The 17,507-nt window shown below is 46.7% G+C and carries 18 protein-coding genes and 1 riboswitch; of the genes, 4 read left to right on the top strand and 14 right to left on the bottom strand.

From position 1 onward, the window contains the following. Positions 1-10: 10 nt before the first annotated feature. Positions 11-472 carry a chemotaxis protein CheX gene (locus E0496_RS22585; RefSeq protein WP_053374694.1) on the bottom strand — a complete coding sequence of 154 codons (462 nt, stop codon included), beginning with the start codon at positions 470-472 and terminating at the stop codon, positions 11-13. A gap of 169 nt (positions 473-641) precedes the next feature. On the opposite strand from E0496_RS22585, the gene E0496_RS22580 reads away from it, so the two are divergent. Then, positions 642-1,658, top strand: coding sequence for a zinc dependent phospholipase C family protein (locus tag E0496_RS22580; protein WP_141504046.1), 1,017 nt, complete (start codon positions 642-644; stop codon positions 1,656-1,658). A 49-nt stretch (positions 1,659-1,707) separates the two neighbouring features. Here the strand turns inward: E0496_RS22580 and E0496_RS22575 are convergent, their stop codons facing one another. Beyond that, a complete protein-coding gene (locus tag E0496_RS22575; RefSeq protein WP_141504045.1) occupies positions 1,708-2,706 on the bottom strand; it encodes an HRDC domain-containing protein in 999 nt (332 codons plus the stop codon). A 241-nt stretch (positions 2,707-2,947) separates the two neighbouring features. Here E0496_RS22575 and E0496_RS22570 point away from each other — a divergent pair, with 241 nt between their 5' ends. Together E0496_RS22570 and E0496_RS22565 are read left to right on the top strand one after the other, a co-directional pair. Then, entirely contained in the window at positions 2,948-3,244 is a 297-nt protein-coding gene (locus E0496_RS22570; RefSeq protein WP_175598113.1) for a DUF3055 domain-containing protein, read from the top strand. A gap of 51 nt (positions 3,245-3,295) precedes the next feature. After that, complete coding sequence (locus E0496_RS22565) at positions 3,296-3,574, top strand: hypothetical protein (protein ID WP_141504348.1); 279 nt, start codon at positions 3,296-3,298, stop codon at positions 3,572-3,574. A gap of 68 nt (positions 3,575-3,642) precedes the next feature. Here E0496_RS22565 and E0496_RS22560 read toward each other — a convergent pair whose 3' ends face one another. The 9 genes from E0496_RS22560 to E0496_RS22520 all read right to left on the bottom strand — a co-directional run bounded on the left by E0496_RS22560 (position 3,643) and on the right by E0496_RS22520 (position 12,860). Next, positions 3,643-4,998 carry a dicarboxylate/amino acid:cation symporter gene (locus E0496_RS22560; protein ID WP_141504044.1) on the bottom strand — a complete coding sequence of 452 codons (1,356 nt, stop codon included), beginning with the start codon at positions 4,996-4,998 and terminating at the stop codon, positions 3,643-3,645. Positions 4,999-5,165: 167 nt separating this feature from the next. Continuing rightward, on the bottom strand, positions 5,166-5,957 hold the full coding sequence (locus E0496_RS22555; RefSeq protein ID WP_141504043.1) for an alpha/beta hydrolase family protein: 792 nt from the start codon (positions 5,955-5,957) through the stop codon (positions 5,166-5,168). Positions 5,958-6,260: 303 nt separating this feature from the next. Then, positions 6,261-7,025, bottom strand: a complete 765-nt coding sequence (locus tag E0496_RS22550; RefSeq protein WP_141504042.1) for a metallophosphoesterase — start codon at positions 7,023-7,025, stop codon at positions 6,261-6,263. A 103-nt stretch (positions 7,026-7,128) separates the two neighbouring features. Continuing rightward, a complete protein-coding gene (locus tag E0496_RS22545) occupies positions 7,129-8,934 on the bottom strand; it encodes an ABC transporter ATP-binding protein (RefSeq protein WP_141504347.1) in 1,806 nt (601 codons plus the stop codon). 23 nt (positions 8,935-8,957) lie between these two features. After that, positions 8,958-9,413, bottom strand: a complete 456-nt coding sequence (locus tag E0496_RS22540) for a lasso peptide biosynthesis B2 protein (RefSeq protein WP_141504041.1) — start codon at positions 9,411-9,413, stop codon at positions 8,958-8,960. 15 nt (positions 9,414-9,428) lie between these two features. After that, on the bottom strand, positions 9,429-9,737 hold the full coding sequence (locus E0496_RS22535; RefSeq protein WP_421924478.1) for a lasso peptide biosynthesis PqqD family chaperone: 309 nt from the start codon (positions 9,735-9,737) through the stop codon (positions 9,429-9,431). Between the two features lie 3 nt (positions 9,738-9,740). Then, positions 9,741-10,643, bottom strand: coding sequence for an aldolase (locus E0496_RS22530; protein ID WP_141504345.1), 903 nt, complete (start codon positions 10,641-10,643; stop codon positions 9,741-9,743). A gap of 115 nt (positions 10,644-10,758) precedes the next feature. Further along, positions 10,759-10,902, bottom strand: coding sequence for a paeninodin family lasso peptide (locus E0496_RS22525; protein WP_141504040.1), 144 nt, complete (start codon positions 10,900-10,902; stop codon positions 10,759-10,761). Positions 10,903-10,907: 5 nt separating this feature from the next. After that, positions 10,908-12,860 (bottom strand): lasso peptide isopeptide bond-forming cyclase, encoded by a 1,953-nt coding sequence (locus E0496_RS22520; protein WP_141504039.1) that lies wholly within the window; start codon positions 12,858-12,860, stop codon positions 10,908-10,910. Positions 12,861-13,267: 407 nt separating this feature from the next. Here E0496_RS22520 and E0496_RS22515 point away from each other — a divergent pair, with 407 nt between their 5' ends. Then, complete coding sequence (locus tag E0496_RS22515; protein ID WP_141504038.1) at positions 13,268-13,600, top strand: helix-turn-helix domain-containing protein; 333 nt, start codon at positions 13,268-13,270, stop codon at positions 13,598-13,600. Positions 13,601-13,614: 14 nt separating this feature from the next. Here the strand turns inward: E0496_RS22515 and E0496_RS36950 are convergent, their stop codons facing one another. The 3 genes from E0496_RS36950 to E0496_RS22500 form a co-directional block, all read right to left on the bottom strand. Then, a complete protein-coding gene (locus tag E0496_RS36950) occupies positions 13,615-13,776 on the bottom strand; it encodes an anti-repressor SinI family protein (RefSeq protein WP_141504037.1) in 162 nt (53 codons plus the stop codon). Between the two features lie 18 nt (positions 13,777-13,794). Further along, a riboswitch (cyclic di-GMP riboswitch) is annotated at positions 13,795-13,876 on the bottom strand. Positions 13,877-14,011: 135 nt separating this feature from the next. Further along, positions 14,012-15,079: a UDP-glucose 4-epimerase GalE gene (gene galE / locus E0496_RS22505; protein ID WP_141504036.1), complete on the bottom strand. Its 1,068-nt coding sequence runs from the start codon at positions 15,077-15,079 to the stop codon at positions 14,012-14,014. Between the two features lie 115 nt (positions 15,080-15,194). Beyond that, the gene (locus tag E0496_RS22500) at positions 15,195-17,501 is read right to left on the bottom strand and encodes a right-handed parallel beta-helix repeat-containing protein (protein WP_141504035.1); all 2,307 of its coding nucleotides are present in this window, start codon (positions 17,499-17,501) and stop codon (positions 15,195-15,197) included. Positions 17,502-17,507 lie beyond the last annotated feature (6 nt).

Raw genomic sequence — 17,507 nt, 5'->3', positions numbered from 1 at the left:
CATTTCTGTGCTAAGATGCGATTAAAACCTGGATGTCAAGCTCTCCGATGCCTTCCATAATCAGTGGAATCGTCAACGCCTTCTGAGCGGAGAAACCTGCTGATTGCGCGGACTGGATAACCTTCGGCGGCGTAATATCGACCCGAACCCCTTGGTTAAACAACATCGTACTGGCATTTCCGCTAATCATATTGCCAAGCTCAGAAATAGCACTCTTCACGATTTCATCGATTTCAGAAATTACGTATCCGCCCATCATCGCAGAAACCATTTTCATAGCTACCTCTTCACTGAGCCCGAATACAATATCACCGTTCATCTGTCCATTGAGCCCAATTTGTATCCAAATGTAGTTCTCTACAAACTTGATGTCCTTAAGACCTAGCTCTCCGGTCGCAGGACGAATTTGAACCACTTGTTCAATCACGATTTTTGCGGATTCAAGAAACGGGTTAATATACTCTGCCTTCATAATGAGGATACGCTCCTTTTCGACAAAATTCGCGCTTTGTCTTGTTTAATTTATATTATACTTAATTCACTAGGACAAGTATACTATAAATAAAATTTATGCATCAAAAGAACTACTCTCAATGAACTATGACCTCAACATGCTGCATAGGAATGGAGCTGAGTCTTCTATGCCTAACGTATGGGCGCATTTGATATTCGGACAGCTTGTGCTTGAAAAGCTTGGTGAACTGGCGCTAATTCAGTCAGACGAGCAAAAAAACATCTTCAATATGGGATGTCAGGGACCTGATTTTTTATTTTATCACCGTTTCCTTCCTTGGCAGAGAAGTGCTGTGCTGAACCGATTAGGTACCGCAATGCATACCCAAAATTGCGGTCACGTAATCGTTGAAATGCTGGATAATGTCAATGGAAGACCCGCATGCCCTAAACGTCCTGATTCCTCCATTCTCTATTCGCTAGGTTTCGTCTTACATCATATTCTGGACAGGCATGTGCACCCGTACGTATTCAGCAGATCAGGTTTTCGCAAATGGGATCATCAACGATTTGAAATTATGATGGATACAGTAATTGCCAAAGAGCTATGGGGCATCGAAACGTGGAGAACTCCCGTATGGAGGCATATTGATACAAATGGAATTTTTCCGCCAGCCATTCTGGACGCTTTCGAATCCATTGTGAACACCTATTATAAGGATCTTGCACTGCATATTAACCGAGAGGACTGGAATCAGGCTAAACGTGATTTTACAACGGCCCAGCGTCTGTTCCATGATCCAACAGGCATACGCCGGAAGCTGACCTTCGGACAAATCGAGCCTTTTGTATATAGAAAAAAACCAGTTCCCTATGATGTCCTAAATACCGAGGATAAGCCTTGGCTTGATCCCATTGAAGGCATCAATTATCGCCAGGAAAGCGTTTGGTTATTATGGGAACAAGCGATGAGCGACGCGCTTGAAACATTAAGTGCCATTCTGATTTGGTTAAGGGCACATGAAGCTCCTCAATTCACGAAGGAAGACCGGATACATGTCCGCCATTTGCGTGAAGCGGCCATTGCAGCTATTGGCAATCGCTCCTATGAAACGGGATTGGACTGTGATTCCGGAGCAGTTATCCGTTTTGCCGAAACGGTATGGCATGATCAGCCTGGCATTACGAAGGCTCCTAACCATTAAAGAGCCTTCGCCAGCCCGGCGGTTTAGCTTAGCTTACGGATTAGCTTAGCTAAACCGCTGTGCTCGTGAGGCTTCTCCGAAAACGCAGTCTTATTAAACGCAGGCGCTCATAAAGGACATCCACCGGTTTATTCAGCTGAGAAGGCTCTGATGTTCCGTATACCTGCTGCAGCACAGGCTTCAAGTATTTATCGCCAACCTCCGCAAGCGCTTCCCAAACGAGCTGCTGCTCTTCTTCTGGTACTTCTCCCAGCTCTCGCGTAATGAGTGGCTCAAAGTCATAGCCTTCTTGCTCCAATTGCTCAATCCGATCCATCAGCTCACGTCTGGAAAGCTCCAGCTCCGTCCCTAGCTGCTCCAGCGTTCCGCCTTGCTGTACCGTTGTCAAGATAAGTTTCTTGGCTACCTGGCGATCCATCTGAGCTTTGAATTTGGTTTCCTTCTGTTTATAAAGCCACTGTGTATAGGCCTGTGAATCCAGCTTCTGCTCCACCCATTGCAGCGGAAAATCATCCGTGCGCTCAGCATGTGTCGTAATAGCAAGCACTTCCTGCCCATAGCTAGCCAGCTTCGCTGTGCCCCATCCGGGAATTTGCTTCAGCTCTTCTTCCGTCTTCGGAACAAACGCGCTAATCATCCATAGAATACGATTGGTCGCAACCAAATAAGCCGAACGCTTCTCACCAGCCGCTTTCGCACGGCGCCACTCTCGCAGCGCTTGGAAGAGCTCGGGACTTGCATGCAGCTCGCCATAGCACTGCAGCATCGATACAAAACTGCCGGCAGAAGCACGGCGATCGTCCAGCATGCCATCGATAACTGGAACATATCCCTCTACCATAAACCTCGCAATGCCGTGCCTGAAAGCAATCATCATCTCTTCCCATGATGTCCCTTCAAACCAAGTCTGTGCATCTGCAATGCCTTCCTCCCCCTCCACCCACAGCACAGTCCAGAGACCGCCGCTTTCACTAATCGTCAACTGCGCGCTTTCCGTCTGATGGTTGTCTCCTGGCTTCTCGAACGTGTTTAAGAATACGATTTGCATAATTGCTCAATCCTCCAATAAGGTGATTTATTAGCGAATGTCTTGAAGCGCAAGGCAGCAAATGGGACGATCGGCCAAAGTGCTGGACAACAAAAAAAGCACCTTCTCTGCCTAGGGCAGAGAAGGTGCTTCCTCTCACGTTCAATGATTCGATTGCTTTCATGCTATCATATTGATTTCTTTATTACAAGCATTTTATTGTTGTATAATAAGGGGACTAATGAAGTGGAGGTTATACAACATGCTGCTGCCTGATTTTGATTTTATGTCCGACTCAACGGAAGAAACCTCTACCAGATACGTTACCTTTATCGGACCAAGCCTGAAGCGATTCGATTTGGCCATTACGTCTACAAGCCGGTTCTACGGCAAGAAGCTGGTGACCGATTTGCAGTTCGGCAAAACAGCGATTATCGGGCCAGATGATCTCGAAGAGGAAGGTTATCTTGAATATGCATTCAAACTTACGGAAGAAGAGGCTGCAGAGCTCGTACAATTCCTTTACTTTGTTGTCGGAACGGTGCATTTTACCGATTAATCAGGGCACACTGAAATGGATGTCAAATCCCATTTCAGGAGGAGTCTGCTAATGGATCGGTTTATTCAAGAGAATCGCCAGCCTTACACCGATGTGTCAACTGTGGAGTCGCAGCGCAATGACCTCATTCCTGAGGAGTTTCCCGATGGCCCGTATGGCTCTGACCTGCTGATGGAATCTCTGGGCAAAAGCACGCCATGGCGGATCGATCAACGGCCATCCAACCGCTTTGGCTATGAAAACCGTGCGCTCCATGCCGACTTGCCTCGTGATTATCCTGGAGAGGATGAGTACGGCCATCCTTTTCCTGAAGTGCATGACGAACCCTAAATAAACAGAGCCCTTGCCACTTCGCCAATAGGCGCGCAGCAAGGGCTCATTTTTATTGATTACTTCAATTAAGCTGGGTTAAGCTCCAGGTCATCTTCTTCGCCGCGGTCAAATGATTCACGGTCAAATTCACCCTCGGAGTTTGCAACTAGCAGTGCTGTAACCGTAGTACCTGTTGCGTTAACCGCCGTACGACCCATATCGATCAAGGACTCAACAGCTACAACAAGCGCGATACCCTCTAGCGGGAGGCCAACTGCTGTAAGCACAACCGTTGTTGAAATGGACGCCGGTCCAGGAACTCCTGCAACACCGATTGAGGAAATGACGCTGACTAAAACGATCAATACATAATCCGTTGCTGACAAAGATACGCCGTACACTTGAGAGATGAACACGGCTACTACCGCTGGCCAAACCCCGCCGCATCCATTGAAGTTCATCGTTGCGCCAAGTGGTGCCACGAAGCTTGCGATTTTCGGAGAAATGCGAAGCCGCTTCGTAATAACCTCCAGATTGATTGGCAGTGTCGCGAAGCTGCTTCGCGTTGTGAAAGCTACTGCAACCGTCGGATACGCCTTCTTGAAAAATTTGAGCGGATTCACTTTGGCTACAAAAGTAACCAAGCCGCCGAATACAAACACAAAATGAAGAATTAGGGCAATGTAGCTTACCGCGATTAGCATAGCGAGCGGTTCAAGCGTTTCCCAGCCGTATTTGGCAGCCATAACCGCGATCAGTGCGTATACGCCGTACGGCGTGAAGCGCAGAACGAACTTAACCACCTGATGCATAATGACCGTTGCCGATTGAATGAAGGATTTAAACGGTTGAACAGAATCTGGGTTTTTCGCGCCTACTTTAACGATCGCAATCGCAATAAAGAGGGCAAAGATAAGGATCGGTACGACCTTGCCGTCTGCTGCGTCGTTAATTGGATTGGAAGGAACTTGGTCCAATATGACTTTAAAGAAGCTTGGCACTTCGCGCGCTTCAAAATTTTCAGGCTTAATCAATTCAAAGCCCGCTCCTGGATTGATTGCCGATGCAACCAACAGTCCGATAATTGCCGCGACTCCCGTTGTGGCCAAAAACCACCCAATCGTCTTCACGCTCAGCTTGCGTAAAAATTCAATGTTAGTAATCGAAATAATACTGTTAATGACGAGTACGAACACAAGCGGTATAACGATCATGCGAATCAAATTGATATAAATAGAACCGATCGTGCCTACGCCTTCCGTGTCCAGCTTGTAGTTGTTGAAGATAATGCCTGCGAGTAGACCAAGGCCAAGCGCGATCAAAACCCGCGTTCCGAAGGCTACGCGTTTTTTGGCCAAATAATAAAGGCCACCGAGCAAGATTGCCGATACAACTAATGTTATCCAGTTGGTTTCGAGTGCGGTTAATAAATTATTTTCCATAATGCAACGATCATCCTCTCAGTCCGAAATCCTATTTCGCAGAACCTAGATTAACCATAAATTAGTTAATCTTTAATTCCGATAAGATTACTATGTTTTGCTTCCTGAGATAATATATCATCGTTGGGTTTTCGCTGTCAATCATATTTTTTAATCTCCTCTTACGATCAATAAACTTTTTTCAAAAAATCCACGCTCGCTTTCAGCGCTTCTGTCAGATGCAGCGTTGCTCCCTTATAAGGATGCAAAACGCCAAACACATGGTCCGCGCCTTCGATCGTCACAAAGGTTTGATCAGGATTTGCTTCCTTCAGCTTGGCATGAATAGCAAGCAGGCGCTCATTGTCGCTGCTTCCCTGAACGACAAGCACCGGCTGCTCCAAAGTATGAAAAAGAGCTGGCACATCGAACCGTTCCTTATTCACTTCCGCATCCTCAGATACGATTTGCTGGAGCAGCGTGACATTTTGCTCTGCTGCTGCGCGGGCAGGCGCCCCACCGCCATTCCATACCACGACGGCTTGCACATGTTCCGGCTCCTCTGCTGCCAATATGAGGCTGCTGCTGCCTGCTCTGCTGTGGCCAAGCAGCGCAATTCGGCTGACGCTTGCTTCCGCATTCAAAGGCAAAAGCCTTTGCTTCACATGTTGGACGATAACTTCTAAATCCACTAGCTCCTGAGAGATAGTGCTGGCCTCTGCAACTTCAGTCTCGCCAAGTCCCGATTCCTTTGCAGTGATGCGCGAGAAGTCAAAGCTTATGGCATAAAAGCCATTCTCCGCCAAGCTGTCGGTTACTTCCGGCCAAAAAGCCCAATCCTGAAAACCTCTGTACCCATGCGCCACAATGACGACAGGCTTGTTTATTCCATCCTCTATTGTTTTTACATTCCCTAGCAATACCAACTTCTCCGTTAACTTAATCTCAAAAGGGTGCGACACAATCGTTTTTTCTGACATTTTAACCACTCCTCCGATTCTGAATAAAAAAAACGGAGGTTATCCTTTTTGATAAAAAGGACACCTCCGTTTTTACGGTCGCATGCAAAATATAAAATACACGGTCTGCCATTCAAAATAATATATTCGCATAAGTTTACTTGGTTATATACAAATATAAGCGGCTTCCTATCCCTTTGTCAACCAAGGTTAAACGGATGTCACCGTCCTCTGGCGGCGCAGCGCGTTTCATTCCGAGAAATATAGAGATAGAATGGCAAAATGACTTACTTTCCTATATTTGAAAAAAAACAAGACAACGGATCATAAATCATGAACCGTTATCTCGCTTCTCACCATAAACCGTGCGTTGACACCCGCCTGGCCGATTCCTTTGGAAATGTAGAACACGCCATTCTTATCCTTATGAAGCCCTTTATAAATTCCTTTAACCGACAAGGGACCTTTAGGCTTAAATGCAAAAAAGAACGGTACATTTAACTGTTTTCCGTGAAAGTGGCCTGCCATTAAATAGTGATAGGGTCGCCTGATTGCCAAAACGACATTAGGATCATGCGTAATCACGACGATTGGAAGATCGCCGCTTATCCCTTTGAATGAGGGGAGGATTCGGCTATGATGCGTGCTGGCATTATCGATGCCAACGAGCTGAAAACCGTCCACTCTCCTATTTTCATTGCGGAGCACAGGAATGCCATGAGCTTTGAAAAGATCAAGCAGCCGCTTCAAGCGAGGAAGCTCGTAGTCATGATTGCCAAGGACCGCATAAACAGGAATGCCGCTATCAGCGATCACCTTGAGATAATACGCAACACGCGGAAGAAATCGTTCCTTGTACGTATAATCGCCCGTCAACACGATGTAATCCGGCTTCGCCTTCGCAATCTCGCGGCGGATTCGCTCTGCGCTTACGCGCAATCGGTCAACATGCAGATCGCTAATTTGGAGGATACGCTTGTTTAAGCCGATGGGATGACTGATTCTCTCCACCTTGAGCCACTGGGTAGGTAAAATAAAAAGTAGGTATAAGAGAAGCACCGCTGCCGCTGCTGTTAGTATGATAGCCAAATACGTCCTCCTGTTCGGATAATGAGCAAACCAATCCTGTTAGGATACCCTGATTTCGGGCAAAATGAAATCCGTCATTTTACCCAGTATAATCAAGTTTTCCCTACAATGCTACTTGCAGCTGATTCCCTAGCAAACGGCTGAACAGCCCCTTCTTATCCTCCGAGAGCAAGAGGAAGCTTCCGGATTGGACCACCTTTCCATTTTCCAGTACGATGACCTGATCCGCATTTCGAATAGTAGATAGACGGTGAGCAATCACAATTACGGTCATAAATCCTTTCAACCGCTCGATGGCCTCTTGAATTTTCGTTTCATTCAGGCTGTCGAGAGCGCTGGTCGCCTCATCAAGTATCAAGATATATGGCTTTCTCAGAATCGCCCGTGCAAGAACAAGCCGTTGCCGCTCGCCACCCGACAGGCGGATCCCACGGTCCCCAATGACCGTATTCAGCCCTAGCGGCAGCTTACGGACAAATTCGGCTGCCGAAGAAAATTCCATCGCTTCCCACATGTGCTCCTCGCTCGCCGACGGGTCGATCATCAATAAATTGTCTTTGATTGTCCCATGAAAGAGAAACGGCTCTTGAGGAACGTAGCTGATTGCTTTTCTTAGCGAGAATAGCTCATCTTCCGAAACGACTTTGCCATCTATGAGGATATGCCCAAGCTCTGGTTTCATCAAACCCATCATCAAATCAATTAATGTGCTTTTACCCGCACCCGATTGACCGACGATCGCCGTCATTCCGTTGGCGGGAATTCTCAAATTAATTGCTTCAAGCGTATAGTCCGGCTGCTGCTTATCGTACCGAAAATAGACCTGCCGACATTCAAGCTGCTGCTCAATCTTGAGCGGCGCCACATGCTCTCCCCCGAGCTCATCTCCATTCATTAACTCCTTGGCTGCGCTGCAATCCTGCTGAAGCTGCATCAATACCTTGAACGCCGGCAAGCAGGAAGCAATTTGTTCCATGTTCGCTTGAATGGTTGTGAAACGTGGCCATAAACGTGAGAAGATTACCAAGATAAGCAGCAAATATCCCCCTTGGCTTTGAAAAAGCAAGACCGATGCAAACACAAACACAGCAATCATAATCGCCGAAAAAATCTTATAAAAGAGCTGCGAATTGCTCCGCACTCTTGAATTTTCAAACCGTTCATGCGCAATCTTATCTGACCAATCAAGCAGCCAGCGATAACGCGAGGATTCCAGCAAATTGCTTTTAATGTCTTTCATTCCGTTAAAATGGTCGGAAATGCCTGCCAAATAGCTCTGAGCGAGCTCCATGGTGGCTGTTCCAATCACTCTGGATTGTTTAATATATCTTCGTGAGAGCAACGCTACGGCGATTCCGCAGCAAAGTACAAATAACGTCATTTTAGCTGAAATAAAAAAAGCCAAGCCGATTTGAATGGCTGTAAATGCTGCAGATGTCATTAACTGTAAAAATAAATAAGCTCCGTTCGTTACGCGGGCGAGCTCGCCTGTCAACGAGTTAATAAGATCCGTCTTTCTTCTTCTGATAAAGAAACCCCAGTTGGCTTGCAGCAGCGACCGATAAATTTCCAAGCGGATCTGATTGACGTACCCCGTATGGATCTTGATTTCTTGAAGGCTTAAATAACGTCCTACCAATCCTTGCACAGTAACCAGCATGATATAGAGAGCTAATATAATAAATAAGGCCCTCGCTCTTGGGAGCTCCTGCAATGCTGCCAAATAATGAAGGCCAGGTATGGAGGCTAACGGGATATTAACAATCCCGATCACGCTAAGCAAAGGCGCAATCAGCAAAATGCCTACACCGTCCAGTAGACCGACAAGCATCATGCCAAAGAGATTCATATACAGCGCCTTGCCCCCAAAAGCATGCAGTTTTTTCGAGAAATATAGGAGATGATTCATCGCTTCATCACTTTCTGTCACTATTATTGTGCTGCTTTGGCGAACATGCCCGTCACTGTAAACCGTTCCATTTCTTCAGCACCGGTAATATAATGCGCCCCGCTGCGCAGCCACGCATGGGCAATCAGCTTGCCTGCGTCGTCTTTGGCGGTTCCAAGATAGAGAGTGCTGCTTATGTGCCTTCTCTCCAGCATTCTCATGCCCGCAATGGCCCGAGCTAAGCACTTGCTCTCCCACGGGGTATGTCTGCTGGCAATGTGAATAACAGAGCGGACTTGCAAGAGAGACTGCCTGTGCTCAGCGAGCGGCTCGCTCTCCGTTTCTATCATATAATGCCCTAGTGAAGGAGCGATTTTTGAAAATGGCTGAAAGGCTATGCGGAGCCGGGCCCAGCCCAAATCAAACACAGCTTCAACCAATAATAAAATTGTCCTTATATCCAATGAAAACAATACTTTTAATCTCATCAACTTGGCCATAGGCTCACCGCATACCTAATCTTTCATTTGAATCAATCGTTCTTCTACCAGGTGAGACAAAAACGAAAGCACCTGCTCCTCGCACACTTCCTTGCTTACCTCATATTCCTTCAATAATGCTTCAACAACGTGCTGAATCGTAACTGGCTCTTGAATCAAATCCCAAATCTGGCTGCCCATTGCACCCAAGTTGTAATATTTTCCGTTCTCAATACTTAAAACCACTTTCTCCTCACCCATATCGCTCACGATATTGTTGGGGTCCTGCGTGATCAGTTGCTCCATCAATAGAGCTTGTATGGTTATTGCCTGGCTTTTTGTCATCATTTATACCTCCGCAGATATCGTATTCAACACTAGCTCAACAAGTTGTGGAGCTGTAAAGCGGTTCAATGGCCTCCGCAGCTGGTAGATAGGCAGCTTGCCCGCAAGCTTGGCGGAGCTGTTGAAATGCCAATGCGTCATGCCTAGTTTTTGGACCAAAAAATTACGGTAGGTATGGCGAAACAACAAATCCAATCGTTCAAGCGCTGGAACAAGCTGAACGCTTACGTCATCCTCATCCGTTGTTGAAAGCTCAAAAACACCGCCAAGCGGCAACGCTGTGGAACAAAAGCTCGTTACTACCGGAATGCAAAATTTAGTTTCCCTGCCGTAAATGGCCTTCAGCTCTTCTTTCTTCACGCCAAACGCATCGAGGCTTTGCTGCCATAGCTTCTGCTGGGGATATGCCGGTGTCACAAACGTGGGCTGAGCTGATTCAAAAGGAGAGAGCGCGATAACATCATCGCTCAGTAGGGAGTATCCTTTGCTTATAAAGGCTGAAGCAAGTGTTGATTTCCCAGCGCCCGAGTGCCCTACGAATGCGTAAGCTTTGCTGTTTATAGCAATTGCGCTTCCATGCAGCGGATAAATGCTGCGCTGCAGAAGCAATGCCCCTACACAAGTGCCAAGAACGTACAAACGGATCAAATCCTCATCCGCTCCATCCAGAGGGGAAATAATGATACGGTCTCCACCCTCCACTCGAAACACCGCTGCCTCTGGCATCATGACCGTAATTGCAGAGCCATCCACTGTAAAATCATAAGGCTCAAGATTTAACGAATCCTTCAATGAAGAATCGATGGTCACTTTCACATCAACAGGCTCCCTGCTGTCCTCAACTCTGGCCAGCTCAGGCAGCGAAAGCTCGCTTTCGATCATCAGGCCAAATGCCTTATAAGCCATTTTGGTGTGTATTGCTGACAAGGTCCTCACTCCATCACTTGCATGATTATAGCCAGAAAGCCCTTATACACCTCATGTATAAGGGCTTTCTTTGCCATACGATTCTAATAATAGCTTAGCTAGTAAAACGAGGTTTTTCTGAATATTTCCCTGGCACGTAGGCCTCATCCGTCAGAGGACCGTTCGTAGTTGAAGCCGCAGTCATATGTACATGAAGGATCTCCAGCTCAGGTTTGTTCCATTGCTTTTTCGTTTGCATAGTTGTCACCTCCCTTCAATATCTTTATTTTTGAGAAAACGATAGACGATAAGACTCCTCATCAGCAATCTGTAGTTCGGATCAACCGCATGTCGCGGCTCGGCGCTCTCACCTAGCTGCGACAGCGCTTTGCGGAGCACCTTCCCGTCCACAAACTGCGTAAACATCCGGTCCTCGATCATTACCCTAAGCTCTTCCATGAAAAACTTCCATTTCGGCAGCATCCGATGAACCCAATCTGCGCCTTGGACCCCGCGAGTACGCTGGTTCAGCCTTACCTCATCGGGCAGAAGCTGATTAGTCGCTCGCCGGATTAAAGCGCGATCCATCCCGTTTTGAACATATTGCTCTTCAGGCAAGGATAGGCAAAACTGGATGACACGAAGATCATTCGTTGGATCCCGCTTCCATAGCGAATGCCTAAGCGAGAGCTTTGTGGCAAGCGTATTGCCGGCATTCCAGTGAAATACCTCTTCGAAGTGGCTTTTACGTTCAGCATAAATATCCTTGCCGCCGAACCAGCCCGAGCGATCGATTCCATGCTCGTTCAGTCTGTTAAACACATCCGTCCTTCTCGCAAAATCAGGATGGATCACCATAGGATAATGGTAATCCTCCATGACCGGACGAAGTCGCTCAATCATCGGAAAGGCTGCCCGGCTGACATTTGAAAGTACAAATGCTCGGCCAGAACCAATATTCAGGCTGTATTGCCGCATTTCACGCAGAAGCTTAACCCACTTCGCTTTTTTCAGCAATGTGGCGTAATAGGGAATCGCCGAGCCCCAGGAGATCGATAGATTCCCTCTCCCCCCATTAAGCAGCACGCCCACTCCCTGCTCGCCCGCCTTTTCGAACATCCCTCTCATCCAAAAAGAATTTTCGAAAAATTTATAGGGCATCTCCATAATATCCAGAAAACCGTCGATCTCGGAGTAAGAATCTCTTCCTTTAAAATCAAGATAATGATCCTCGATTCCTCCTACATATTTAACGGTAGACTCAATAAGCGGGCGCTCGTTCGTCATCATATATTGAGCTGTATAATCAACAAAATCATCCGAAGGCACATAACTGAACGTATGGAGCTTTTTATTTTGGGGACGCAGCGTCCGCGCAGCAAAGCTCACGATAGAGCCGGAGTCCAGTCCACCACTAAGCTGTGCCCCCACCTTACGATTCGTTCGTAATCTTGCTGATACAGCTTGTTGAAATACATCCTGGAAGGCTTCTACATATTGATCATCCGTTTTGTAGCGGATGGATTGGGTTGCTTGCAACTGGTCATAACGAGCGACGACGATCCTCTCTTCGGTAACAGAAATACGATGAGAGGGAGGAAGCTGCTCAATTTGCTCATAAACGGTCTTAGACGAATCTACGGTATCTACCATTCCTGAAATGGCTAGAAATTCGGCAAGCCATTGCTCGTTGAGCAAACGCTCTGCGCCCGGCAGCAGCAACAGTGGCTCCAAGGTCGTGCAAAATGCGAAGCGTTCAGCATTCCGATGGAAGTAGAGCGTACGGCCGCCAGAGAAATCTCTTGCACCAAATAGCTTACGGTTTTTGCGATCCCAGAGCATAAATGCAAAATCTCCCACCAAGTATTTTGGCGCTTCCTCTCCCCATTTGTCATAAGCCAATAAAATAAGCTGGGAATCGGTGATTGCTCCTCTAGCAGATTGCTCGACTTGCAGTCTATTCAATAAGTCCGAGCGATTATCAATAATCGCATCCGCCGTGATGACGAGTCCTTTCTCCGAGTCGTAACAGGGATTGCGCTCACCAATTGATTCTGGTGTGATCCACTGGTTGTGGCAGCCCAGAAAAATCGGATCCTCCTGCCAGGCCTGCGCAGCATCACATGGATACTGCAATAGTGCCTCCATTAATTTGCCGCCATGCTCTCCTGCTAAACTTGCCTTGTCGGTCTGATAGGTTCCTGCAATGGCGCTCATGGTTTCCTCCGGATATAGCGTGATTTTGTTCTATATGAAGAACAGTCCAACAAAAACATCCGTGTTGAATCAGTTCTTTATAAAGAACATAATTGAATATTACACCTGAAATTAAGCTTTGTCAATCACCTTTCAACGCTTTTTTGCAAAATTATTCAAGTTTTTGTTCTTTATTAAAAACGTTTTGTCGATTTATAAGAATGCCATAAATTTACTTATTAAACGCCTGTCATAGAACAATATGCCAATGATCCCGACCGGAAATATCCACTTATTAGGCAGAATAAGCAGCTTCTTTGTAATATAGTAAAAAATACAGTGCGTTATAGCTTACACGCTTTCGCAATTAAGAATTATTCGTTATAATAGTAATAGTCTACAACGATGTGATAACGGAGGAGTTCGCTATGATCGGAGAACGCATTCAGATGCTGCGCAAGAGAAAAGGCCTTTCCCTAACGGAGTTGTCTCAACGGGCAGGCGTCGCAAAATCTTACTTAAGCTCCATTGAACGAGGGCTCCAGCAAAATCCTTCGATTCAATTTCTCGAAAAAGTAGGCGCCGTATTAAACGTAACGGTAGAAGAGATCATCAACAACGACGAAAAAACTGATCGCAAGCCCGGTCATTTAGACAATGAATGGGCTGACTTAGTTCGTGAGGCGATGGCCTCCGGCGTAAGCAAGGATCAGTTTAAGGAATTTCTTGAATTCAATAAATGGAAAATAAAGCGCGAATAGCGCTTTATTCACTTTTATACGGCGGTATTCTGGATATCGTCACTTTTGCTTTCCTGTAGGCATAGCAAAACCTTCCTCACGTCTTCCTTACTAAACCCCAAAGAACGTGCATTCATGATTAATGCTACCCACTCCAAATCCAAGTCCTGTTGATCATCTGCTTTTAAAAGTACCATTTTCCCATGTCCCCCATTCAATTTGGGACGGTTGCACCACTGACTCCATGCGTTTAAGGTGCCCAGATAAAAAACGCATTTCAACGTCTCCCTATGCTTGTCATTTACTCATAACCACATTATAAATGAGTCTGAGTGCGCATGCTGTCGGTTCATGTCTCACAAAAATAAGAGATAATTACATTTTTTGTCGAATTATTTTAAGCATTTCTAAAGATTCATTACAATCGTCTATTTATTGCGCCGTCTTATGATAGTTTCCCGCGGCAAGCTCGTGCAGCACAAACGAATCTTCTTCATACCCGCTTGGATTTGAGCATTGCCACCGCCAGGAATCCCGGCACATTTCTTCGATGCCTCGCGTCGCTGACCAGTTCAGCTCCCTATTCGCCTTTTCCGTATCGGCAAAACATACGGCAATATCGCCCGGTCTGCGTTCCGCGACAGCATATGGGATGCTTTGGCCGGATGCTATCTCAAATGCAGCAATCATCTCCAGCACGCTGTAGCCACGGCCGGTCCCCAAATTATAAATGTCCACGCCTGATCCGGCTTTAATCTTCTCTAAAGCCTTCAAATGGCCCTTCGCCAAGTCAACGACATGAATATAATCCCTGATGCCGGTTCCGTCTGGCGTCGGATAATCATCGCCGAAGACGTTCACCTGCGTGAGCTTGCCCACAGCAACTTGAGAAATGTAAGGAAGCAAGTTATTTGGAATTCCATTCGGATTCTCGCCAATCCGCCCGCTCTTATGCGCGCCGATCGGATTGAAGTATCGTAAAATCGAAACGCCCCACCGCTCATCTGATGCCGCTAAATCCTGCAAAATTTGCTCCAGCATCAGCTTCGTCCGCCCATATGGATTTGTTGCTCCAAGCGCTGCGTTTTCTGCAATAGGCACAGCTTCAGGTAGACCATATACCGTTGCCGATGAGCTAAATACCAGCTTATGTACCTCGAACTTCTTCATGACCTCGCATAGAATTAAGGTGCTGGTCATATTCGTGTGATAATACGACAAGGGCAGCTGCACCGACTCTCCGACGGCTTTGAGGCCCGCGAAATGAATAACCGCTTCGATTGGATGTCTTGCAAATATACTCTCCAGGCCTGCTCGGTCCATGAGATCCATTTTGTAGAAGGTAAAGGTCTTATTCGTAATTTCCGCGACTCTATTTAAGGAGATGTGGCTGCTATTGCACAAATTATCGACGATCACTACCTCGTATCCTGCCTCAAGCAGCTCGATGCAAGTATGGCTTCCAATGTAGCCGGCTCCGCCTGTAATTAAAATGGCCATTAGTTAAACCCCTCTCAAATTCATTATATAAAACAAATAATTCTTTATTAAGAACATCTATGCAAAATGAATTCCCTGTCGTCCAAGTAGAAACGGCAGGGAAGTATTTTCAAAACTAAACACTGCCTAGGTCTGTATTGTCAACCAGGCGTATATAAGGCGCCGTACCTGTAACGGTTACGCCTCTCAGTACGGATTTCGCAACCGTAACGGACTGCTCCTTGCGAAGCCAGTTAAAGTTCAATTTTGTATTTTCCATATAGGATTGGGTGATCAAAGCTTTGTTGGTATTGTCCGATTTTCCAATTGCAGCGTTCACGAAGGTTGTTCCGGTAACGGACGAGTTTCCATCCATCACTAAACCGAGATTTTGAAGCAGGCTGCCACGCAGGGTTACTTGTCTCATAAAGCTTGCATTATTCGATCCGAGCTGGATATCCGTGCTTCCTAGAAGAGGCGTTTTTGCACGAACGAACTCGCTGTCGCTGATATGGGTTCCCTCAAATCGTGCAGACCCTTCGATGAGCGTCAGGCCCTCAACCAAATTCGGACGGCCGGTATAATCCTGTGGTACCAATACCGCAGCATCATAATTTTTAACGGTTACATTTTTAATGACAGCCCCAGTGGCCAAAAGATTGAAGTTAGGCGTCAGCGCATTATCCGCGCGCCAATCGCGCTCGACAGTTACATTGGAGATGAAGCATCTGCCATAATTGAATCTTCCCACATGGAATCCGGCTACTCCGGCATCCTTAACACTTACAGGCTTGCCGCCAAGCGTTTCAGCAACCTGAAAGCTGAGGGAGGTGATATTAACGGTATAGTAAACTTTGTCTACACTTAATCCCGTTGGTATTTTGCCAACCCATTGTTCAAACGATACTTGTGCTCCGTTGCCCATGCCATGTGCTGTTTTGAAGGTGAATGTGCCTGTTGCTATATCCACCGCAGGCGTTCCGAAATAACCGTACGTGCTTGATCCATAGAGCAGGCCGTCTTTGATTTGACAGTTTTGAACAACGGCTCCCCTCACATCAAGAAGCTTCAAATTTCCGCTTTGAATGACGGCTCCGTTTACAAAATTATCGCCCTGCACCCAAAGCTCGCAGCCCTTAAACGTATTATTCGTATATTTCACGTTCGGAAAATTCGGATTCGAGCTAATGCCGCCGACGTTGGCACCTTCGAAGGTATTCCCATCCAGCGTGACATTCGTACCGTCAGCATTGACAAAATGCCCTCTTGCATTGCTATAGATATGGTTGTCTCTAATATAAATCCGATAGTTTAGCTCAATGCCGTTTGGCCTTGCTGCCGACTTGTAAGGAATATTGGTTTCGCCGTACATGGATTCAATATCGATCCCGAACATCGGCGGGGTACCGTTTCTAAAGTTCGTCGTCACGCCGTCCTCGGCATAGCCGATATGATGAATCTTATTGCGGAAGACATGCGTATCATTGGACGCGCAGATCGAGATCCCTTGTCTTCTGCAATGGTGAATATGGCAATCATGAATAAGAACATGCTGTCCCATCATTTCCTGCGTATACGCAGCGGGATCAAGCAAATAGCCTTCATAGCCTGTTAGGATGCCATCGCCGGTACAATCCGAGATTTCCATATGGCTGATTTCAATATGATTCGAACCAAAGGAGCCAATCCCGTACCCGCTTTCATGCGTGTAGAAGGAATTATCGACCTTCGCCTGGATGCCGGCAATTTGACCGTCCGTTAGCGGGGTAGTCAGCGGAATCGCAAAGATCATCTTATTGTTTTTGGTGATGTCCTTCTCTTCATTCAGAAACCAGCCTCTGCCTCCCGAGCTCGCTGGCGCGAAAACACCATTGGTCCGGGATCCTACCAAGGTCTGCTTCGAAATAACGTCCTTGTATTGATAGAATTGATAGCCTGTAGCGGTGACGCCAGGAATACTCCATAGCCTAAAGCTCGCAAGCAGACCTGGGTTCGCATAACGGTCCACAATCTCACTGCGAATCCAGTTGGGATCGTTGTTCAGCGTACCGTCAGCATTCACTCCGCCTCTCACGAACTTAACAGCGATTTCATATACATGTTCTTTCTTGTCCCCTACCAGCTGGCCGCCTGATAGCTTCACATCCGAGAGTCCTTTCATCTCGATGATCGAATAATTCGGGGAAGAATTGCCCTCCAGCTTAATAACGCAGCCTTGCTCCAGCTCCAAATGCATACCGCTAACCATCGTAATCGCAACGAGATAATTGGGTTCCAGACGGACGCTGTATAAGCCTTTCGGCAAGATGACATGCGAGTATCCTTCTGACTTCGCCCATCTGATCGCTTCGTTGATGCCATTTGTGGTTTCATCCGCATTCGTACTCACGCTGCTGATTTTAAAGCGGTCTAGCTCTATCCTATAAGTTCCTCTCTCACTCATAATCCT

This window comes from Paenibacillus luteus (genome assembly GCF_006542765.1).
Classification (GTDB): domain Bacteria; phylum Bacillota; class Bacilli; order Paenibacillales; family Paenibacillaceae; genus Pristimantibacillus; species Pristimantibacillus luteus.
The sequence above is the reverse complement of the archived record's forward strand: the minus strand, read 5'-3'. Positions and strand labels throughout refer to the sequence as shown.

Coding starts and splice junctions, on each gene's coding strand:
- E0496_RS22585 (WP_053374694.1), bottom strand. CDS start 472: ATGAAGGCAGAGTATATTAACCCGTTTCTTGAATCCGCAAAAATCGTG.
- E0496_RS22580 (WP_141504046.1), top strand. CDS start 642: ATGCCTAACGTATGGGCGCATTTGATATTCGGACAGCTTGTGCTTGAA.
- E0496_RS22575 (WP_141504045.1), bottom strand. CDS start 2,706: ATGCAAATCGTATTCTTAAACACGTTCGAGAAGCCAGGAGACAACCAT.
- E0496_RS22570 (WP_175598113.1), top strand. CDS start 2,948: ATGCTGCTGCCTGATTTTGATTTTATGTCCGACTCAACGGAAGAAACC.
- E0496_RS22565 (WP_141504348.1), top strand. CDS start 3,296: ATGGATCGGTTTATTCAAGAGAATCGCCAGCCTTACACCGATGTGTCA.
- E0496_RS22560 (WP_141504044.1), bottom strand. CDS start 4,998: ATGGAAAATAATTTATTAACCGCACTCGAAACCAACTGGATAACATTA.
- E0496_RS22555 (WP_141504043.1), bottom strand. CDS start 5,957: ATGTCAGAAAAAACGATTGTGTCGCACCCTTTTGAGATTAAGTTAACG.
- E0496_RS22545 (WP_141504347.1), bottom strand. CDS start 8,934: ATGAATCATCTCCTATATTTCTCGAAAAAACTGCATGCTTTTGGGGGC.
- E0496_RS22540 (WP_141504041.1), bottom strand. CDS start 9,413: ATGGCCAAGTTGATGAGATTAAAAGTATTGTTTTCATTGGATATAAGG.
- E0496_RS22535 (WP_421924478.1), bottom strand. CDS start 9,737: ATGACAAAAAGCCAGGCAATAACCATACAAGCTCTATTGATGGAGCAA.
- E0496_RS22530 (WP_141504345.1), bottom strand. CDS start 10,643: ATGGCTTATAAGGCATTTGGCCTGATGATCGAAAGCGAGCTTTCGCTG.
- E0496_RS22525 (WP_141504040.1), bottom strand. CDS start 10,902: ATGCAAACGAAAAAGCAATGGAACAAACCTGAGCTGGAGATCCTTCAT.
- E0496_RS22520 (WP_141504039.1), bottom strand. CDS start 12,860: ATGAGCGCCATTGCAGGAACCTATCAGACCGACAAGGCAAGTTTAGCA.
- E0496_RS22515 (WP_141504038.1), top strand. CDS start 13,268: ATGATCGGAGAACGCATTCAGATGCTGCGCAAGAGAAAAGGCCTTTCC.
- E0496_RS36950 (WP_141504037.1), bottom strand. CDS start 13,776: ATGGTACTTTTAAAAGCAGATGATCAACAGGACTTGGATTTGGAGTGG.
- galE (WP_141504036.1), bottom strand. CDS start 15,079: ATGGCCATTTTAATTACAGGCGGAGCCGGCTACATTGGAAGCCATACT.
- E0496_RS22500 (WP_141504035.1), bottom strand. CDS start 17,501: ATGAGTGAGAGAGGAACTTATAGGATAGAGCTAGACCGCTTTAAAATC.